Source organism: Mesorhizobium sp. M2E.F.Ca.ET.219.01.1.1, from assembly GCF_004016445.2.
Lineage (GTDB): Bacteria > Pseudomonadota > Alphaproteobacteria > Rhizobiales > Rhizobiaceae > Mesorhizobium.
Genome location: NZ_SADT02000004.1, coordinates 1 through 17,252 on the forward strand (window position 1 = coordinate 1; position 17,252 = coordinate 17,252).

Annotated in this window: 14 protein-coding genes; 8 read left to right on the forward strand and 6 right to left on the reverse strand. The window is 63.1% G+C overall.

Features of this window, described 5'->3' with window-relative positions:
• The coding region (locus EN862_RS36260) for a hypothetical protein (RefSeq protein ID WP_210235673.1) at positions 1–1,050 on the forward strand (1,050 nt) is incomplete at its 5' end.
• 137 nt (positions 1,051–1,187) lie between these two features.
• On the opposite strand, the gene EN862_RS20060 is transcribed toward EN862_RS36260, so the two are convergent.
• Positions 1,188–1,727 (reverse strand): dihydrofolate reductase family protein, encoded by a 540-nt coding sequence (locus tag EN862_RS20060; protein WP_127867649.1) that lies wholly within the window; start codon positions 1,725–1,727, stop codon positions 1,188–1,190.
• Between the two features lie 303 nt (positions 1,728–2,030).
• Complete coding sequence (locus EN862_RS20065) at positions 2,031–3,290, reverse strand: outer membrane beta-barrel protein (RefSeq protein ID WP_127867943.1); 1,260 nt, start codon at positions 3,288–3,290, stop codon at positions 2,031–2,033.
• A 469-nt stretch (positions 3,291–3,759) separates the two neighbouring features.
• Here EN862_RS20065 and EN862_RS20070 point away from each other — a divergent pair, with 469 nt between their 5' ends.
• Positions 3,760–4,647 (forward strand): HNH endonuclease, encoded by an 888-nt coding sequence (locus EN862_RS20070; protein ID WP_127867650.1) that lies wholly within the window; start codon positions 3,760–3,762, stop codon positions 4,645–4,647.
• Between the two features lie 2 nt (positions 4,648–4,649).
• Here EN862_RS20070 and EN862_RS20075 read toward each other — a convergent pair whose 3' ends face one another.
• On the reverse strand, positions 4,650–6,488 hold the full coding sequence (locus EN862_RS20075) for an ATP-binding protein (RefSeq protein ID WP_127867651.1): 1,839 nt from the start codon (positions 6,486–6,488) through the stop codon (positions 4,650–4,652).
• 552 nt (positions 6,489–7,040) lie between these two features.
• Between EN862_RS20075 and EN862_RS20085 the strand changes: the two genes are divergently transcribed.
• The 5 genes from EN862_RS20085 to EN862_RS20105 all read left to right on the forward strand — a co-directional run bounded on the left by EN862_RS20085 (position 7,041) and on the right by EN862_RS20105 (position 13,619).
• Entirely contained in the window at positions 7,041–8,090 is a 1,050-nt protein-coding gene (locus EN862_RS20085) for a LacI family DNA-binding transcriptional regulator (RefSeq protein ID WP_127867653.1), read from the forward strand.
• A gap of 75 nt (positions 8,091–8,165) precedes the next feature.
• Positions 8,166–9,413 carry a sugar ABC transporter substrate-binding protein gene (locus tag EN862_RS20090; protein ID WP_127867654.1) on the forward strand — a complete coding sequence of 416 codons (1,248 nt, stop codon included), beginning with the start codon at positions 8,166–8,168 and terminating at the stop codon, positions 9,411–9,413.
• A gap of 418 nt (positions 9,414–9,831) precedes the next feature.
• Positions 9,832–10,752: a sugar ABC transporter permease gene (locus EN862_RS20095; protein WP_127867655.1), complete on the forward strand. Its 921-nt coding sequence runs from the start codon at positions 9,832–9,834 to the stop codon at positions 10,750–10,752.
• Positions 10,752–11,609 carry a carbohydrate ABC transporter permease gene (locus EN862_RS20100; RefSeq protein WP_127867656.1) on the forward strand — a complete coding sequence of 286 codons (858 nt, stop codon included), beginning with the start codon at positions 10,752–10,754 and terminating at the stop codon, positions 11,607–11,609. Before EN862_RS20095 ends, EN862_RS20100 begins: the two co-directional genes overlap by 1 nt.
• A gap of 18 nt (positions 11,610–11,627) precedes the next feature.
• On the forward strand, positions 11,628–13,619 hold the full coding sequence (locus EN862_RS20105; protein ID WP_127867657.1) for a glycoside hydrolase family 127 protein: 1,992 nt from the start codon (positions 11,628–11,630) through the stop codon (positions 13,617–13,619).
• Between the two features lie 66 nt (positions 13,620–13,685).
• On the opposite strand, the gene EN862_RS20110 is transcribed toward EN862_RS20105, so the two are convergent.
• The gene (locus tag EN862_RS20110) at positions 13,686–14,339 is read right to left on the reverse strand and encodes a TetR/AcrR family transcriptional regulator (RefSeq protein ID WP_127867658.1); all 654 of its coding nucleotides are present in this window, start codon (positions 14,337–14,339) and stop codon (positions 13,686–13,688) included.
• Between the two features lie 76 nt (positions 14,340–14,415).
• Here EN862_RS20110 and EN862_RS20115 point away from each other — a divergent pair, with 76 nt between their 5' ends.
• Positions 14,416–14,946, forward strand: a complete 531-nt coding sequence (locus tag EN862_RS20115; RefSeq protein WP_127867659.1) for a quercetin 2,3-dioxygenase — start codon at positions 14,416–14,418, stop codon at positions 14,944–14,946.
• A gap of 6 nt (positions 14,947–14,952) precedes the next feature.
• Here the strand turns inward: EN862_RS20115 and EN862_RS20120 are convergent, their stop codons facing one another.
• Both EN862_RS20120 and EN862_RS20125 read right to left on the reverse strand, forming a co-directional pair.
• Positions 14,953–15,762, reverse strand: coding sequence for an endonuclease/exonuclease/phosphatase family protein (locus EN862_RS20120; protein ID WP_127867660.1), 810 nt, complete (start codon positions 15,760–15,762; stop codon positions 14,953–14,955).
• A gap of 22 nt (positions 15,763–15,784) precedes the next feature.
• The gene (locus EN862_RS20125) at positions 15,785–17,245 is read right to left on the reverse strand and encodes a phospholipase D-like domain-containing protein (RefSeq protein ID WP_127867661.1); all 1,461 of its coding nucleotides are present in this window, start codon (positions 17,243–17,245) and stop codon (positions 15,785–15,787) included.
• Between the last annotated feature and the right edge of the window lie 7 nt (positions 17,246–17,252).

Here is a 17,252-nt window from a genome sequence, read left to right on the forward strand (position 1 = left end):
TTCAGCGCGGGCGACCGCACGACGACCACCGACGCTTCCGGCAACTGGTCGATCGGCGGGCTGACGCTTGCCGATGTCGGCAAGCACATCTACGAGCAGGTTCCCGGCGGGTCCGAGGAGACCGGCACCCTGGTGCAGACCATCGACAACCCCGGCAGCGGCGGCACCGACACCGGCAACGACTTCACCAACTTCCGCAACTTCTCGATCTCCGGCACGAAGTACGAGGACCTCACCGGCGACGGCAAGACGGCGGACGACATTCCATGGTCGCACGATCCGGTGACGATCTTCATCGACGACGACAACAGCGGTGACTTCAGCGCGGGCGACCGCACCACGACCACCGACGCTTCCGGCAACTGGTCGATCGGCGGCCTCACACTGGAGGATGTCGGCAAGAGCATCTACGAACTGGTGCCGGCGGGCTCCCAGCAAACGGGTATCCTTGTGCAGACGGTCGACAATCCAGGCAGCGGCGGCGTCGACACCGGCAACGACTTCACCAACTTCCTGCCACCGCCGGGTCAGGGCTTGACGCCTGGCTTCTGGAAGAACCACATCGATATCTTGAATCAGGAGTTGGGTGAGTTCCATCCGGGCTGGAACTCCAACACCTCCTTTGAAACCATCTTCGGTTTCCAGAACCTGAACATTATCTCTGGAACGCCCTCGATCGCGAATGCGTTGGCAGCCAAGGGTGGCGGCATCCATCACCTCGAACGCTCGTCGGCGGCGGCGTATCTCTCAGCCGCCGTCACTGCGGTGCCCGACGGCCCCGGCGGCAAACCGGAGCTCAATTTCAGTTTCTCCGCCGCGACCAGTCCAAACCCGGCCATCATCTCTATTCTCAATCTGATCGATGCGAACCATGATCACACGCTGCAGCCGGGCGAGGTGACAGCCGCGGTGCGGGACGTGCTTAACGACACCGGCGCCCCGACCTCCAATTTCGGCCTGACCGGGCAACCGGGGATCGAGGATGTCGCCAACGCCTTCGATGCGATGAACAACCAGACGCATCCGGACGCCAGCGTCTTCCTCATTTAACGAGCTGTGCGCAAATCTCGTGATCGGGGGCACCTTGCCCCCGATCGTTCGGTGACAAAACGCAATCAGACACAGGGCTTATGCGATCAAGCGGGCGATCACGACCGCGGCACCATGTCCAGCGTCGGAAGCTGCTCCTAACCCTTCGCGACCGTGGCGTATTCCATCGCCACCACGCCGTTGCCGAGCGGCGCGGCCGAGACCAGCTCGAGCGCGACCGGTGCATCGTGCGGAAACAGTTGCTTGCCCTGGCCGGCAGCTCCTGGATAGACGAGCAGCCGCACGCGGTCGACCAGCCCGGCGCCGAGCAGCTGCCGGGCGACGCTCAGGCTGCCATGCACATAGATGTTGCCGCCGGATTGCTGCTTCAGCCGGGCCACCGCCTCGGGCAGGGGGCCTTCGAGGAGCTCGGCCGGTTTCCAATCGACCGTCTTGAGGCTGGCCGAGGCGACATATTTCGGCAGCGCGTTGAAGCGGTCGGCGAAGTCGCCGGTCTCCGAAGGCCAATGGCCGGCAAAGATCTCGTAGGTCACGCGCCCCAGAAGCATGGCGCCGCTATCGGCAAGCTCGTCCTCCTTGAACCTGTTCATCGCGTCGTTCCAGACGACGTTGGGCAGCCGCTCGTGCTCGGCGATGCCGTCGACGGTGATGAACTCGGTGACGATCAATTTGCGCATCGCATCCTCCGCATTCGACCAGAATGCCGCATCAATTCGAATATCGAACAGTATGGCAACGGGAAATATGCCAAGGAAACGCTCGGGGGCTCAGCTGCCCCCCATTGCCATGCAGGTCTCAGATCGGCGCCAGGATAACGAGGCAAAAAAAGAAAAGCCCGCCGACCGGCAGGCTTCCTTTGCTTTGGCTGGAGGCCTTTGCTTAGAGCGTTTCACCGTTTCACGGAAACGGTGAAACGCCCTAACTCTTTGTTTTTACGCAATTCCGGACGGAAAACCGCTCACACTTTTCCTGGAATTGCTCTAGTTGAACTTGTACTTGGCGCCGATCTGGACGGTATGGAAGGACGGCGTCGTGGTCGCAAGCCCGCTCGGGATCGGGAATTCGTCCGAGAAGTCTTCCTTGGCGAACTGCGAATAGCGGTATTCGATGCCGACGGTCATCTTGTCCGACAGGGCGGTTTCCAGGCCCGCGCCCACCGAGAAGCCGCTGGAGCCCCAATCGACGTCGAGCGGCGCCGGAGCATCGAGCTTGAAGTGCTGCCAGCTGTAGCCGGCGAGCGCGTAGGCCAGCGTCGCTTCGTTGACCTTCATGCCGACACGGCCGAGCACGTCGAAACCATAATCGGTGTTGAGGCTGATCGAATCGACGCCGCCACCCAAGAGCCCGCCTAGATCGAGCTTCGACTTGATGCCGGAGAGACGCGCGTCCACCAGTCCGCCGACCACCCAGCTGCCCATGTCCTGGTCGTAGCCGATGCTGGCTTCGCCGAACACGCCTTCGCCGCCGAGGCCGTTGAACTTCGCGCCGGCAAGCGGCGGGATCTCGATCTGATGCACAACCGCGCCGGCGCCGAGCCCGCCGCCGACATAGAAGCCGGTCCAGTTGTAGGAAGGCGTCTCGAAGCTGGCGGCGCCACCATCAGCCGCGTTGAAGCGGTAGCTGGCGGCCACTTCGAAGGTGTGGCGCGAGGTGTCGAGATTGAGCGCGCCATCCGGCACCGGCAACCCGGCATCCGAGAGCAGGCTGTCGTTGGTGCTGAAGCGGGTGTAGCGATACTCGCCCTTCAGCGTCCAGTTGCTGCTGATCGCCGTTTCGACACCGGCGCCGACGAAGTAGCCGCCCTGGTCCCAATCGAAACCGAAGCCTCCGATATTGGTGTCGAGCTTGTACTTCTGCCAGGCATAGCCGCCCAGGACATAGCCCAGCGTGGTCGGCGTCAGCAGGTAGCCGGCGCGCACGCCGACGTCGAAGCCGTAGGTCTCCTTGATGTCGGCATTGAAGCCGGCGGCATCCAGCGACGTCTTGATCGTGCCGACATGGGCGTCGATCAGGCCGCCAAGCAGGAAGCGCTGCGAGACCATGTAGTCATAGCCGACGGTCGCCTGGCCGAAGACGCCTTCGCCGCCGATGCCGTTGAGCGAAAGACCCGGCAAAAAATCGCTGCTGAGCTTGTGCACATTGGCGCCGGCGCCGACGCCGAAGCCGACATAGATGCCGCTCCAGTTGAAGCCGGGAGCCGCCTGCTCCTGGACAACGTCGGCAGCATGCGCGGCCGACATCAAGGCGACCGCCGAAACGGCGCCCAGCAGAATGGATTTCGTGGAAACACGAAGAAGAAGCATAGCCCATCACCCCAAGTTAAACCCGCGGCGTTTCTAGCAGGGGTTGTTGAAATTTGTGGTTGCAGAAATGCAACAGTCGGGGATCGAACTGCCTAACGCCTGGGCAACTTTCCGCAGGACTCGCGGCTTCCGGCAAAAATGCACCCAAAAAAGGTCAGTTTGGTTGTGGAAGCCGCCAGGCGCTTCGCCAGGGACTCGATGGGCCGCGACATCGTCATTTCGAGCGCTGCGCGCACGCCGGTGGGATAGGTGCGCTCCTGGGTGATGCAGGCGCTATTCAAAGGCGGCATGGGTGGGCGGACAGCCATCCGCTCATTCCAGAGGAAAAGGTTGCTCCTAACTAGACTAAGCACTTGATATCAGGCTGTATCAGCTCGGTCGTACTTCCAATGCAGTGCAGAAGATCATGGCATTCGGGGTTTTCATTCACCGCACAGATTCGATCTACGACGACAGCCCCGCTGAGCAGTATCAATTCCCACGCCAGTATCTGCGCCGTGTCGAAGCCTGCGTCGGCGATTGGATCATCTATTACGAACCCAGCAAGGTGACCGAGACGCGCGGTTACTTCGCGATGGCGAAGGTCCAGCAGGTCATTCCCGATCCCGCGGCGCCTGACATGCACCTCGCTCTGATTGAACCCGGAACCTACCTCGATTTCGTCAATCCTGTTCCATTCAATGCGGCCGATGGCCTGGTTGAACGTGGCCTGCTCAATGACGAGGGCAGAATATCCGGCCGCGCCCAATCCGCCGTCCGCCCGCTTAGTCCTGCCGACTTCAACCGCATCATCGACCTGGCTTTCGATGCGAGCGAGGTGGTGTTGCCGCGCGTCGATGAAACCGGCTTTCAGGAAGAGCAGGCGCCGTTTCAGTTTGAGCAGAACCGCGACCGGGTGAACTACATCGGATCGCGAATCGTGCGGGATCGAATTTTCCGCCGCATCGTCCTGCGCGCCTATGACGAGCGCTGCGCGATCACGGGGCTGAAGCTGATCAATGGCGGCGGCCGAGCCGAGGTGTCAGCCGCCCATATTCGACCGGTCGAAAGGAATGGCCCGGATGTCATCAACAACGGCATTGCGTTGTCCGGCACAGCGCATTGGATGTTCGATCGCGGTTTAATCAGCTTGTCCGACGATCAGGAGATCCTGATCTCGCGGCAAGTCAACGACGTCGACAGCGTGCGCGGGTTCATCAACAAGACGCTCCGCGGCCTTCCGCCGCGCCGACCGTCTGAACGCCCGCATCCACGGTTCCTGCAATGGCATAGGGAGCATTGTTTTAAGCAGTGAGGTCATTCATTCACGAGCTCTAACTCTTCGTCCCCGCTACCCTCACTCTCATCGCTTTGCCGGTTGGGTCTGAATAAGCGGCCCATGCTTCTGCGTGCGGGTTGAAGGGAATCGTAATAGTCGTCCGCCGCGAGGCTCAAACTTTCTGGCGCCAATGCATGCTTGACTGCGTCGGCATCCCATTCCTTGTTCAACTGCTTTGCTAGAGCGAATACAACAGCCCTGCCAACCCGCAGGATCATGCTTTTTTCTGCTTGCTGCATCGCCGCCTCCCGCATCCCGTCGACGTCGACGACGGTGGCGTATGAAGCTTCGAGTGTTTCGCGCATTTCGGCGATCGAAGGGTACAGCATGTTGAGAAACAACTGCCCATTTTCATAGTAGCGGCCAGCTCGGCTTCGAAGCTGCTTCTCGTCGATCTCCTCCGCCGATCGCAAGAGCACGATATCGGGGGCTCGTTCGCGATCCTTCCACAGGTCCGCCGCTTTTGCACCTTGCGGTGCCAGGTTGAGATCGACGTGTTTAGTTCTCGGCTTTGACCCGCTCACCGAGCCTTCGCCTTCTCGCGCTGCCTGAGCGCCAGCACCTGACGACGCGTCTACTAAGCGGACTCCGGTCGGTGTAGCGCGTGGTAGAACACGACGTACGCGCAGCTCATCGAGTAACTTCTGAAGTTCATCGCGAATTTCGTCATTTGAAGTGCTCTCGGGCGCAAGAGAACGAATGATCTCGATGAGCCACTGCGGGCGATGCTGAGCGACTAGATCACCGAAATGCACGGCTTGGACAGTCTCTTGCTCCCCCGATCTATAACGCAAAAACTGTCTGTAGCCCTCCGGCAGAACCGATGCGTTATCCGGGAGCTCAATATGAACGGAGATGTGCTTCGACCCGAATGATATACCAAACAGAGGCGCATTGATTGCCCAAGCCCTTCCTGTTTTCACATCGTAGAGCTCATCCTTATAGACGACGCCCACGAGACTAAGGGCGGACTGGATTGCGCCGCTTATTGATCGATTATGGCTCGGGGATTTTTCGTAGGGTGGGTCGTAGTAGTAGTGGATCTTGATCCCGCCCGGCGCTTCAACTGTCTCGCTTCTTTCGAACGCCCCCATCGCCGCCCTTCGCGGTAGCGGCTCGAACACTCGTGTGCCGTCGCCAAGCTTGTGCGTCCCGGCTTGAAGTACTACTCGAACTCCATCGGGTAGTCGGTAAAATCGGTGGTACAGATAAGTCGCCAGCCACTGGGCATCTAAGGCCGGATCGCCGTTGTAAGGATCGCGCGCAGTCTCTTGCTCATCCTGATTTCCCAGAAGTCGCACTTCCGTCCAATCCTCGTCCAGATTGTATCCGTCCTCGCCCGCTAAATCCGTAACGTTCACGACCTCCGCGAATTCCCCGTTATCAAGTCGGCGGCGCAACCGGCCGTAGCGGCCTTCGCGCTGACAGAGTATGACTTCGTTGACTTCGCCGGCCTTGCATGACCGGTAGATCATACCGAGCTTGTTGGAAGGAAGTGAGGCCACTTTCGCACCCATACCAAAGTTCGCGTCTAGGCCTTTCTCCTTCCGGATTGATGCGGCCAGATCGCACATCCGATAAAGTTCGCTCGCATCCATCCCTGGCCCCGTATTCCATATGGCGAGTTTCGGCGTGCCGCCGAAATCAATTACCCGGAAAACGACTTGCCGATTTCCATCTTTCGCCTGAGATGCAGCCTCGAGCGCGTTCTTCGTAAGCTCGCGGATCATCATCGTCCGTGGGCAGCGCTCGATCGTGGTGGCGACCAAGAAATCGGTATCGTCAATCTGGATCGGCGTAATGGTCGAAGAATCCATTGCGAACCTTACAACTTAAAGCCGGATTTCCGGACACGGGGCGTTTCGAAGCGTGCCTCTACCGTAGCGACGGCTTCCCGTAGGGCACGGATGACTTTTCTCACCTCGGCCTCCTCGTATTCGTAAACCTGTCGGTTCGAAAGGTTCCCGATACGAGCTATCGCCTCCAGCGCCTTGGTGGTCCGGCTCTCAGCGAGTTGACGAAATTTTTCGCGCTTCTGTGACATGACCAATGCATATTTGGTGTAGAGTTACCAATTTTGACGAAATACGTGGCATAGAACGTACGCATTTGCAATCGCGGGGCTTCCAATCGCCGTGAATCGCGGTGAATCCGAGGAAGGCCTTTCCGGAAGGGACGGTCCTCTTAACTTTTGAACTGTGTGTGCCAGATAGACTGCTGTTATCCCTTGCCAACCTCCCCGCCTTCCCATACTCTCGGCCCTGAGAAAACCTTTTCCCAACCCGCCCCGCGCTCCGTGACCTCACCCGTCATCACCCCGCAGGGCGATAAGAGAAAACCTTTTCCCAACTCAGGGAATCCGCCGCGCCATGCCTTCCAACGCCGAGCCAGCGCCAGTTTCCGCCAAGCCGCCGGTCACGCTGCGCGAGGTGGCGGCCGCGGCCGGCGTCAGCGTCGCCACGGCGTCCAAGGCGCTGAACGGGCAGGGGCGGATGACGGTGGAGACGCGCGAGCGCATTCGCGAGACGGCCAGGCGGCTCGGCTTCCGGCCAAACAGCCTGGCGCAGAGCCTGCTCAGAAAACGCTCCTTCACCGTCGGGCTGCTCACCAACGATACCTATGGCCGCTTCTCGCTGCCGCTGATGGCCGGCGTTTCGGATGCGCTGGTCGACAAGGGCGTGTCGGTGTTCCTGTGCAATGTCGAGGACGACCAGCGGCTCGGCCAGCTCCATGTCGAGGCGATGCTCGACAAGCGCGTCGACGGCATCATCGCCACGGGAAAACGCATCGACCGTCATCTGCCGGTCGATCTCTCCAACCTGCGCATTCCAGTCGTCTACGCCTTCACCCAGCCCGATCCCGGCGCAGTCGGCCTCGTCTCCGACGACGCCGGCGGCGCGCGGCTGGCGGTCGAGCATTTTCTGCGGCTCGGGCGCCGCCGCATCGCCCATGTCAGCGGCCCGGCGAGTTTTGCCGTGGTGCACGCGCGGGCGAAGGCTTGGCGCGATGTACTGAAGGAGAACGGTCTCGCCGTGAGCGAGCCGCTGCTCGGCGCCTGGTCGGAAGGCTGGGGGCACGAGGCAGTCGAAAAACTGTTCGGCAAGGCGGGCAGGGACGGCTGGCCGGACGCCGTCTTTTGCGGCAACGACCAGATCGCCCGCGGCGTCATCGACGCGCTGCGCGAACGCGGCATCCGCGTGCCCGACGATGTCGGCGTCATCGGCTTCGACAATTGGGAGATCGTGGCCGAGGCGACGCGCCCGCCGCTCACCTCCGTCGACATGAATCTTTCGACGCTCGGCCGCGAGGCCGGACTTGCCCTGCTTTCGCTCGTCGATGGCCAGCCGGCCGCGCCGGGCATCAGGAAACTGCCGTGCCGGCTGGTGGTGCGTCAGTCGTGCGGAGGTCCGCCGGAATGAAGCAACGAGGCCACGCGCCCGCATCCGCCGGGCGGCGTGGCTAAAACTGGGAGGAGAACCATGAGGAGGAGTAACGTGAAGACCATGCTTGCCAAGCTGATGCTTGCCGCTTCCGTCATCGGCGGCGGCGTGCAGGCGGCGTCCGCCGAGACCGCCAACATCTGGGTGCGCGCCGACGGCTCGAACTTCATGCCGCGCATCGTCGACGCCTTCAACAAGGCGAACAAGGACCAGATCAAGCTCGACATCATTCCCAACGCCGAGATCATCCCGAAATATGGCGCGGCCGCCGCCGGCGGCACCGCGCCCGACGCGCTCTCGCTCGACCTCATCTACACGCCGTCCTTCGCCGCCGCCGGCCAGCTGGAGGACATCACCGACTGGGCGAAGTCGCTGCCCTATTTCGCCAGCCTGTCGCCGGCGCATGTGAAGACCGGCACCTATAAGGACCGCATCTACGGCCTGCCGTTCTCGGCCGACGCCTCGGTGCTGATCTGGAACAAGAAACTGTTCAAGCAGGCTGGGCTGGACCCGGAGAAGGGGCCGACCAACTGGGCCGAGATCGAGGCCGACGCCGAGAAGGTCAACGCGCTTGGCGGCGACATCAAGGGTTTTTACTTCTCCGGCAATTGCGGCGGCTGCAACATCTTCACCTTCACGCCGCTGATCTGGGCCTCGGGCGGCGACATCCTGTCGGAGGACGGCTCGAAGGCGACGCTCGACAGCCCGCAGCTGCGCGGCGCGATCGACCTCTACCGCTCGATGATCAAGAAAGGCCTGGTGCCCGAGGGCGCCCAGACCGACACCGGCGCCAATTTCTTCGCCGCCTTCGCCGGCGGCAAGATCGGCATCTCGCCCTCCGGCGCCTTCGCCATCGGCGCGCTCAACACGCAGTACCCGGACATCGACTACGGCATCACCTTCCTGCCGGGCAAGGATGGCGGCTGGTCGTCCTTCGCCGGCGGCGATAATTTCGTCGTCACCAAGGGCACCAAGAAGATCGCCGTGGTGAAGGAGTTCCTGGACTTCGCCTATTCGCTCGAGGGCCAGACCATCCTCGCCAAATATGGCAGTCTGCCGGTGCGCAACGACATTGCCAAGGACGCGCTGAAGGATCTCGACCCGCGCTACCAGGTGGCGGCCGAAGCGATGGCCAAGGGTAGGACGCCCTATTCGGTGGTGTTCAACGATTTGATCAACTCCGCCAACGGCCCGTGGACGCAGATGATCAACGAGGTGTTCTTCGGCGACGACGTCGACGGCGCCATCGCGAATGCGCAGGAGACCATGCAGTCGATCATCGACCAGGCGCCGAACAAGTAGACACCAGGGCCGGCCGGCGGCGAGGCTCGCGCAACGCCTCGCCGCCAAGGCTCTGACCGGCCGCCCGCCCCGTCTCCCTGGCCGGGCGGCCGGGATGTTGTATCGCTGAATGGCAGGGTTATAGCGTTGAGAAAAGACCCCCTCATCCGGCCGCTTCGCGGCCACCTTCTCCCCGGTGGGGAGAAGAGGTTGGCGCCGGCGCTCGCGATCTCCTCTCCCCTTGGTGAGAGGTCGGATTGCCCCGAATTGCCCTTTGCAATTCGGTTGGCAATCCGGGTGAGGGGGCGTCGGCGCTTCTCGCCGATCCACCACCCGGCCCTTCGCCGGCTCAGGGCGTTCGAAGCTGGAAAACCCAAGCAATTTTCGTCCGCTGCGCGGACCGCTTCTCACCCCACAAGGGGAGAAGGGGAGTGAAACCATGACCGCCGTTGCTACGATTTCCGCGTTCGCAAAGCCCCGCGCCAGCGCCAGCCTGCGGCAATGGGTGGGCCTGCTCTATGTGCTGCCGGCCGTCGCTTTCGTTGTCGTCTTCTTCGTCATCCCGCTCGGCATGACGGCGTGGATGTCGCTCAACAACTGGCCGCTGATGGGCGAACATTCCTTCATCGGCTTCGACAATTATGTCGCGATCCTGCGCGACACGCGCTTCTGGAACGCGCTGAAATTCACCTTCTACTACACGGTGATCGTCACCATCGCGATCTTCGCCGTCGCCTTTCCGCTGGCGATCTTCATCGAAAAGCCGCGCCCGCTCACCAATCTCTACCGCACCGCCTTCTTCATGCCGGCGGTGGTCGGCTTCGCCTCGGCGAGCCTGCTCTGGTCCTGGCTGCTCAACGTTGATTCCGGCCTGTTCAGCCCGGCCGCCTACGACCTCGGCCTGACCGGGAAGAAGGTCAATCTTCTCGCCACCTTCCACCCGGCCTTCTGGTCGATCATCGCCATGGTGGTGTGGAAGGTCGCCGGCTTCACCATGATCATCCTGATGACCGGCTTGCAGTCGATCCCGCAGGATCTGCAGGAGGCCGCCGTCATCGACGGGGCAGGGCCGCTTGCCCGCTTCAGGGCGATCACGCTGCCGCTGATGCGCCGCACGCTGGCGCTGGCGCTGATCCTGTCGGTGGCGGGCTCGATCCTCGCCTTCGACCAGTTCTACATCATCCTGCGCGGCGGCCCGCGCAACCAGACGCTGACGGCGGTCTACTGGATTTTCAACCAGTCCTTCGTGTCGTTCAAGCTCGGCTACGGCGCCGCGCTCTCCATGGTGCTGCTGGCCATCCTGGTCGCGCTCAGCCTCGTCCAGCTCTGGCTGCTGCGCAAGCCCGAGGGGCTCGACTGATGGCCGAGGCGATGTCGCAGAACCGCAAGGCGGCCTTCAGCCTCGCCAGGCATTCGACAGGCGTCATCGCCTCGGTGCTGTTCCTGGCGCCGATCGTGTGGACGGTGCTCTCCACCTTCAAGCCGGCGCAGGAAGCGCGTCAGCCGCCGCTGCCGCCTTGGCCGACCACCGGCTTCTCGATCGAGAATTACGAGACGCTGAACTCCTTCGGCGACGGGCTCTGGGTCTCGGCGCAGAACAGCATCTATGTCTCGGTGATGACTGTGCTGCTCTCGGTTCTGGTCAGCGTGCTTGCCGGCTACGGCTTCTCGCGCTTCCGCTTTCCGTTCCGGGACTTCTTCTTCGTCCTCATCCTGTCGACGATCATGATCCCGTTCCAGTCGATCCTGACGCCGATCTTCCTGGTGCTGACGAGGCTCGGCCTGCACAACACGCTGACGGGGCTGGTCTGCGTCTACGTCACGCTGCAGCTGCCCTTCTCGATCTTCATGATGCGCAACGCCTTCGACGCCGTGCCGCGCGAGATCGAGGAGGCGGCGCGGATGGACGGCGCCAACAATGTCACCATGCTCATCAAGGTGATGCTGCCTTTGGTCTGGCCGGGCGTCGTCACCATCGCGCTGTTCGCCTTCCTCGGCGCCTGGAACGAGTTCCTGGCAGCGCTGGTGCTGATGACCGACCAGTCCAAATTCACCCTGCCGGTGATGATGACCGCACTTCAGTCCGGCCGCTTCGGCGCCATCGACTGGGGCGCGGTGCAGGCCGGCGTCACGGTGATGATGGTGCCCTGCCTGATCCTGTTCCTGGCGCTGCAGCGCTTCTACATCCGCGGCCTCATGGCCGGGGCCGTCAAGTAATTCGAATGGAGTGAAATCATGACCGCATCGCAGCCCGCCAAAGAGACCGGCACCTCCGCCAGGCCGAAGCTCGCCTTCCGGCCGTTGCCGGTGCCGCAGGTCGATGTCCGCGGCTTCTGGGGCGACCGTGTCGATGCGGTGGCCAGCAAGACCGCCGGCATCCTCTACGACCGCTGCGTCGAGGCGCGCATGCTGGAGCAGATCGATCCGGACCGGCCGTCACCGGGCGTCGTCATCCCGTTCCATTCGCCGTCGCCCGACGAGGCCGACGGGCAGAGCGCCGAGTTCACCGGCTCGACGGTGACGACGCAGATGTTCTGGGATTCAGACTGGGGCAAGACCATCGAGACCGCCGCCTATTCGCTCTATCGCCGCCGCAACCCGGAACTGGAGCAGAAGATCGACGCCGTCATCGACATGTATGAAAAACTGCAGCAGGAGGACGGCTACCTCTCCAGCTGGTACCAGCGCATCCAGCCCGGCCTGCGCTGGACCAACCTGCGCGACTGCCATGAGCTCTACTGCGCCGGCCACCTGATCGAGGGCGCCGTCGCCTACTTCCAGGCGACGGGAAAGGGCAAGCTGCTCGACATCATGTGCCGCTACGCCGACCACATCGCCTCAATGTTCGGCCCTGAGCCCGGCAAGAAAAAGGGTTATTGCGGCCATGAGGAGATCGAGCTTGCCCTGGTCAAGCTGGCGCGGGTGACGGGCGAGAAGAAATACATGGATCTGGCCAAATATTTCATCGACCAGCGCGGGCAGCAGCCGCATTATTTCGACGAGGAGGCGCGCGCTCGCGGCGCCGATCCGAAGGCCTATCACTTCAAGACCTACGAATATAACCAGTCGCACAAGCCGGTGCGCGAGCAGGACAAGGTCGTCGGCCACGCCGTGCGCGCGATGTATCTCTATTCCGGCATGGCCGATATCGCGACGGAATATGGCGACGACACGCTGCGCGTCGCGCTCGATCGTCTGTGGGACGATCTGATGTCCAAGAGCCTCTACGTCACCGGTGGCCTCGGGCCGTCGGCGCACAATGAGGGCTTCACCAGCGATTACGACCTGCCCAACGAGACCGCCTATGCCGAGACCTGCGCCTCGGTCGGCCTGGTGTTCTGGGCAAGCCGCATGCTCGGCATGGGGCCGAACGCTCGCTACGCCGACATGATGGAGCGCGCGCTTTACAACGGCTCGATCTCGGGCCTGTCGCTCGACGGCTCGCTGTTCTTCTATGAGAACCCGCTGGAGAGCCGGGGCGGGCACCACCGCTGGAAATGGCACCGCTGCCCCTGCTGCCCGCCCAATATCGGCCGCATGGTGGCGTCGATCGGGAGCTATTTCTACGGCCTCGCCGACGATGCGCTGGCCGTCCATCTCTACGGCGACTCGACAGCCCGCTTCGAGATCGCCGGCCGCCAGGTTACCCTCGTCCAGACCAGCAACTATCCCTGGGACGGCGCGGTCGCGATCGAGGTCGGGCCGGAGGCGCCGGTTGCGTTCACGCTTCATCTGCGCGTGCCGGCCTGGTGCCGTAAGGCGGCGCTGCGGGTCAACGGCAAGCTGGTCGATCTCGAAGCCACCACGGTCGACGGCTATGCCGCAATCCGCCGCGAATGGCGCCAGGGCGACAAGGTCGAGCTCGACCTCGAAATGTCGATGGCGCGCCTGTTCGCCAACCCGCAGGTGCGCCAGGACATTGGTCGCGTCGCACTTGCGCGCGGCCCGCTGATCTACTGCGTTGAGGAAACCGACAATGGCGGCGGGCTGCATCGCATCGCTTTGCCGCGCGAGGCAAGGCTCGAGGCCCATAAGGAGCCAAACCTGCTCGGCGGCGTCGTCACCCTTTCGGCCATCGGCAGCCGGGCCGAGGCGGAGAACTGGGGCGCCGATCTCTATCGTCCCGAACCGCCGGCGACTAAGGAGACGACACTCAAGGCGGTTCCCTATTTCGCCTGGGACAATCGCGATCCTGGCGAGATGCTGGTCTGGCTCAGGGAAGGGTAGGCTTTTTGTCGCGGAACTTGAGACGCTGGCGGGACAGCGCTGTCCTGCCGGACACGTAAAGGAACGCTACTTTGCCAGCCTATCCTTATTCTTTCGCCTCCCTGATCCCGCGCCAGCCTTTTGCTCCTCCTCCAGCGCCGCCTTCACCAGCGCGTTGGCCGCCCAAACCGACAGGTCCTCGCCCTCGGCCGCGCTGAGGGCGCAGATGTCGCGCTGGACGATCAGCGCCTCCCAGCCGATCACCATGGCCAGCGCGCGGACGAGCCGGTTCCAGCGGTCCGGTTCCAGCCGGTCCCGCAATGGCGACAGTGCCTGTTCGATCCATTCGATCCGCCGGTAGCCGCGGCGCGGCACGCCTTGCCCGGCCGGCGCGCCGTCTACGGTCAGGCGGATCAGCGAGCGCCCGAGGCGCTCGACCTCGGGACTGACGTGATGCAGCGCACGGACCAGGTGCTCCACGCGCGCTTCGCCATCGTCGGTCGCCTGTTCGATGGCACGATCGACCGAGGCCTGGCTAAGCGCGCCGACGGTTGCATCGAGCAGCAACTGATCGAAGCTCGGAAAGTAGAGATAGACGGTTCGTCGCGAGACCTCGGCCGCCGCGGCCACGTCGTTGACGGTCGGCGTCTCGCCACGGGCGAGCAAGGCGATCGCCGCGTCGACGATCGCCTTGCGGGTGCGCCGTTTCTGCGCGGTGCGGGGGTGTGGATTGACATTCATGCGAGCTAAGTATACCGGAGTGCATTAATTGCACAAGAGTGCAATATAGATATCAGACATCTGAAAAGGGGCTTCAATGACAATCTCCAGCCATACCGCCGATGACGCACGGTTCCTGGGACCGGGTGAGGGGGAAGCAATCTGGTTTCTGAGGAACCGCATGACGGTCAAGGCTACCGAGGCCAGCACCAGGGGCGGATTCGGCCTGCTGGAATCCCTTATCGCGCCGGGTTTCTCGCCGCCGCTGCATGTCCATCGCCGTGAGGACGAGTCCTTCTACGTGCTCGAAGGGGAATTGACGATGAAATGCGGCGATCGCACCTTCCGGGCCACCGCCGGGTCGTTCGTGTTCCTGCCGCGAAACGTTCCCCACACTTTCGTGGTCGAGGGAGACAAGCCGGCGCGGATGCTGACGCTGCTGACCCCAGGTGGCGGCGAGGGCGTTTTCATAGACGGTGGACGTCCGGCGGAGGGGGAGGGACTGCCTCCGGCGTCGCCGCCGGATATCGAGGCCCTGAAACGTGTCAGCGCCCGCTATGAGGCCGAGATCATCGGGCCGCCAATGGCACCGACGGCCCGGTCTTCGGCAAGTCATGCCGCGGCTTAATCTTCGCTAAAGATGCACGAAGGCCGTCAGCGGCAGGTGGTCGGAGGCGACGCGCGACAGCGGCGTGTCATGCGCCTCGACGCCTGAAACCAAATCGTGCCGGTTGCCCATGATGCGGTCGAGCGCCAGCACCGGCAGGCCGGACGGGAAGGTCGGCACCGCCGGCGGCGTCGGCCCGAAGGTCGTGTGCAGCGTGTTCAGCGCCGAGCGGTTGCCGAGCCGCCATTCGTTGAGGTCGCCAAGCAGCAGCGTCGGCCTCTCGTCGGCGCTGCTCATGATGTCGAGCACGACGCGGGCCTGCTCGGAGCGCGAGCGGCGCAAAAGGCCGAGATGGGCGGCGATGACGCGCAGGCTGCGTTTCTCGTCAAGATCGATTTCGGCAACCAGCGCGCCGCGCGGTTCCAGTCCCGGCAGCTTGAGCTGGTGGACGTCGCGCACGGTGCCGCGCTTGAACAGCAGCACATTGCCGCGCCAGCCATGCCCCTTGCCGTTGCCCGAGACCGGCACCGGCACCAGTCCCGTCTCCAGTTCCAGGCGGGCGAGATCGAGCAGCCCGGCCCTGTCGCCGAAGCGGTTGTCGGCTTCCTGCAGGGCGATCACGTCGGGGCTGATTTCGCGGATGACGCGGGCAGTCCTGTCAGGGTCGAACCTGCGGTCCGTGCCGATGCATTTGTGGACGTTGTAGGAGGCGACGACGATTTCAGTGTCGTTGACTCGCTTGCGCGGCGTCGCCTTCGCCTTGCGCGCGTTCCTGGCGCGGATCGTAAGGAGCACGGTCTCCGGGAGGCTGCGTCCTTTTATGTCGTTTGTCTCCATGGTCCCGATGCTCGTTTCCGTTCTAAAGATAGGGTGATCCCAGCCACAGCAAACGGTCGAAGACGCGGATTACGAATGGCCTTGCATTCAGCGTCTGCAGCGTTACCGGCTGCGCGCTTGAGATGGCGGCCACGATGCGGGCGTCGATCTCGGCGGCGAAGTTTTCATCCAGCACTTCCATGTCGATCTCGAAATTCAGCCTCAGCGATCGCGCGTCCAGGTTGGAAGAGCCGACATAGGCCCACACGCCGTCGATCGCCATCAGCTTGGAATGGTCGAACGAGCCCCCGTGGCGCCAGACCCGGCAATAGTGCTTCAGCACCTGGTCGAACTGCGCCGTCATCGCATGATCGACGAGGAAGAGATTGTTCACCGCCGGCACGACGATGTCGATTTCGACGCCGCGCCGGGCGGCGGTGGTCAGCGCGCTGATGAACTCCCGGTCCGGCAGGAAATAGGGCGACATGATGCGGATCGATTTGCGGGCGACCGAGAATGCGCCCATCAACAGCTTCAAGTTGGTTTCGTTGGAGGCGTCCGGCCCGCTCGCCACCGCGCGCACCAGCACCGGCTGCCCGGCCGGCGGCGCGGCGCGCTCGACCTGCCAGGGTCCGTCCTTCAAGGCCTCGTTGCCGGCAAAGCGCCAGTCCTCGGCAGCAACCGAGAACAGGTCGGCCACGACCGGCCCGGTAACCTGGAAATGCGTGTCGCGCGAACTTTCGGAACCGGCGAATTCGGCGGAGAATCCCTTTCGGATGTTCATGCCTCCCGTGAACGCCACCGCGCCGTCGACGATCAGGATCTTCCTGTGCGTCCTCAGATTGGCATAGGGAAGTCTCAGGCCCATGACGATGTTGCCGTTGAAGAGGTCGACGGTGACGTCGGCCTCCCTGAGCTGCTTCAGGATGCTCGGCACCGAATAGCGCACGCCGACGGCGTCGATCAGCACCCGGACGGTGACCCCGCGCTTGACGGCGTTGCCGAGCGACTGGACGAAAAGCGCCCCGACCGCGTCGTTGTCGAAAATATAGGTTTCCAGAAGGACGCTTCTTTGCGCCGCGTCGATTGCCCGGCACATCGCCGTATAGGCCTCGTCGCCGGTCTTGAGCACGGCGATGGTGTTTCCGGAGGTCAGCGGACGCCGCGCCACCCTGTCGCCAAGCGTTTTCAGCCCGGTGAAACGCTGGCCGTATTCGGCGTTGATCAAGGCCTCCAGCGCGAGGTCGCGGCCATGCCTGGCGGCGGCCGCCTCGGGCGAGACCGGCCGCATGGCGCTGATCGACGCGCGGCGGATGCGGTTGATGCCGGCGATGGCGTAGATGATCGCGCCGAGAAAGGGCGAGAGCAGCATCACGCCCACCCAGCCGGTGGCGGCTCGCACGTCCTCCTTGGTCATGATGGCGTGCACGATGCCGACCGCCGCCATCGCCAGCGAGAGGATCAGGATAAGCGTCGACCAGTGACTCGCAATCGCCTCGAACATCGACCCG

Coding starts and splice junctions, on each gene's coding strand:
- EN862_RS20060 (WP_127867649.1), bottom strand. CDS start 1,727: ATGCGCAAATTGATCGTCACCGAGTTCATCACCGTCGACGGCATCGCC.
- EN862_RS20065 (WP_127867943.1), bottom strand. CDS start 3,290: ATGTCGGCCGCGCATGCTGCCGACGTTGTCCAGGAGCAGGCGGCTCCC.
- EN862_RS20070 (WP_127867650.1), top strand. CDS start 3,760: ATGGCATTCGGGGTTTTCATTCACCGCACAGATTCGATCTACGACGAC.
- EN862_RS20075 (WP_127867651.1), bottom strand. CDS start 6,488: ATGGATTCTTCGACCATTACGCCGATCCAGATTGACGATACCGATTTC.
- EN862_RS20085 (WP_127867653.1), top strand. CDS start 7,041: ATGCCTTCCAACGCCGAGCCAGCGCCAGTTTCCGCCAAGCCGCCGGTC.
- EN862_RS20095 (WP_127867655.1), top strand. CDS start 9,832: ATGACCGCCGTTGCTACGATTTCCGCGTTCGCAAAGCCCCGCGCCAGC.
- EN862_RS20100 (WP_127867656.1), top strand. CDS start 10,752: ATGGCCGAGGCGATGTCGCAGAACCGCAAGGCGGCCTTCAGCCTCGCC.
- EN862_RS20105 (WP_127867657.1), top strand. CDS start 11,628: ATGACCGCATCGCAGCCCGCCAAAGAGACCGGCACCTCCGCCAGGCCG.
- EN862_RS20110 (WP_127867658.1), bottom strand. CDS start 14,339: ATGAATGTCAATCCACACCCCCGCACCGCGCAGAAACGGCGCACCCGC.
- EN862_RS20115 (WP_127867659.1), top strand. CDS start 14,416: ATGACAATCTCCAGCCATACCGCCGATGACGCACGGTTCCTGGGACCG.
- EN862_RS20120 (WP_127867660.1), bottom strand. CDS start 15,762: ATGGAGACAAACGACATAAAAGGACGCAGCCTCCCGGAGACCGTGCTC.
- EN862_RS20125 (WP_127867661.1), bottom strand. CDS start 17,245: ATGTTCGAGGCGATTGCGAGTCACTGGTCGACGCTTATCCTGATCCTC.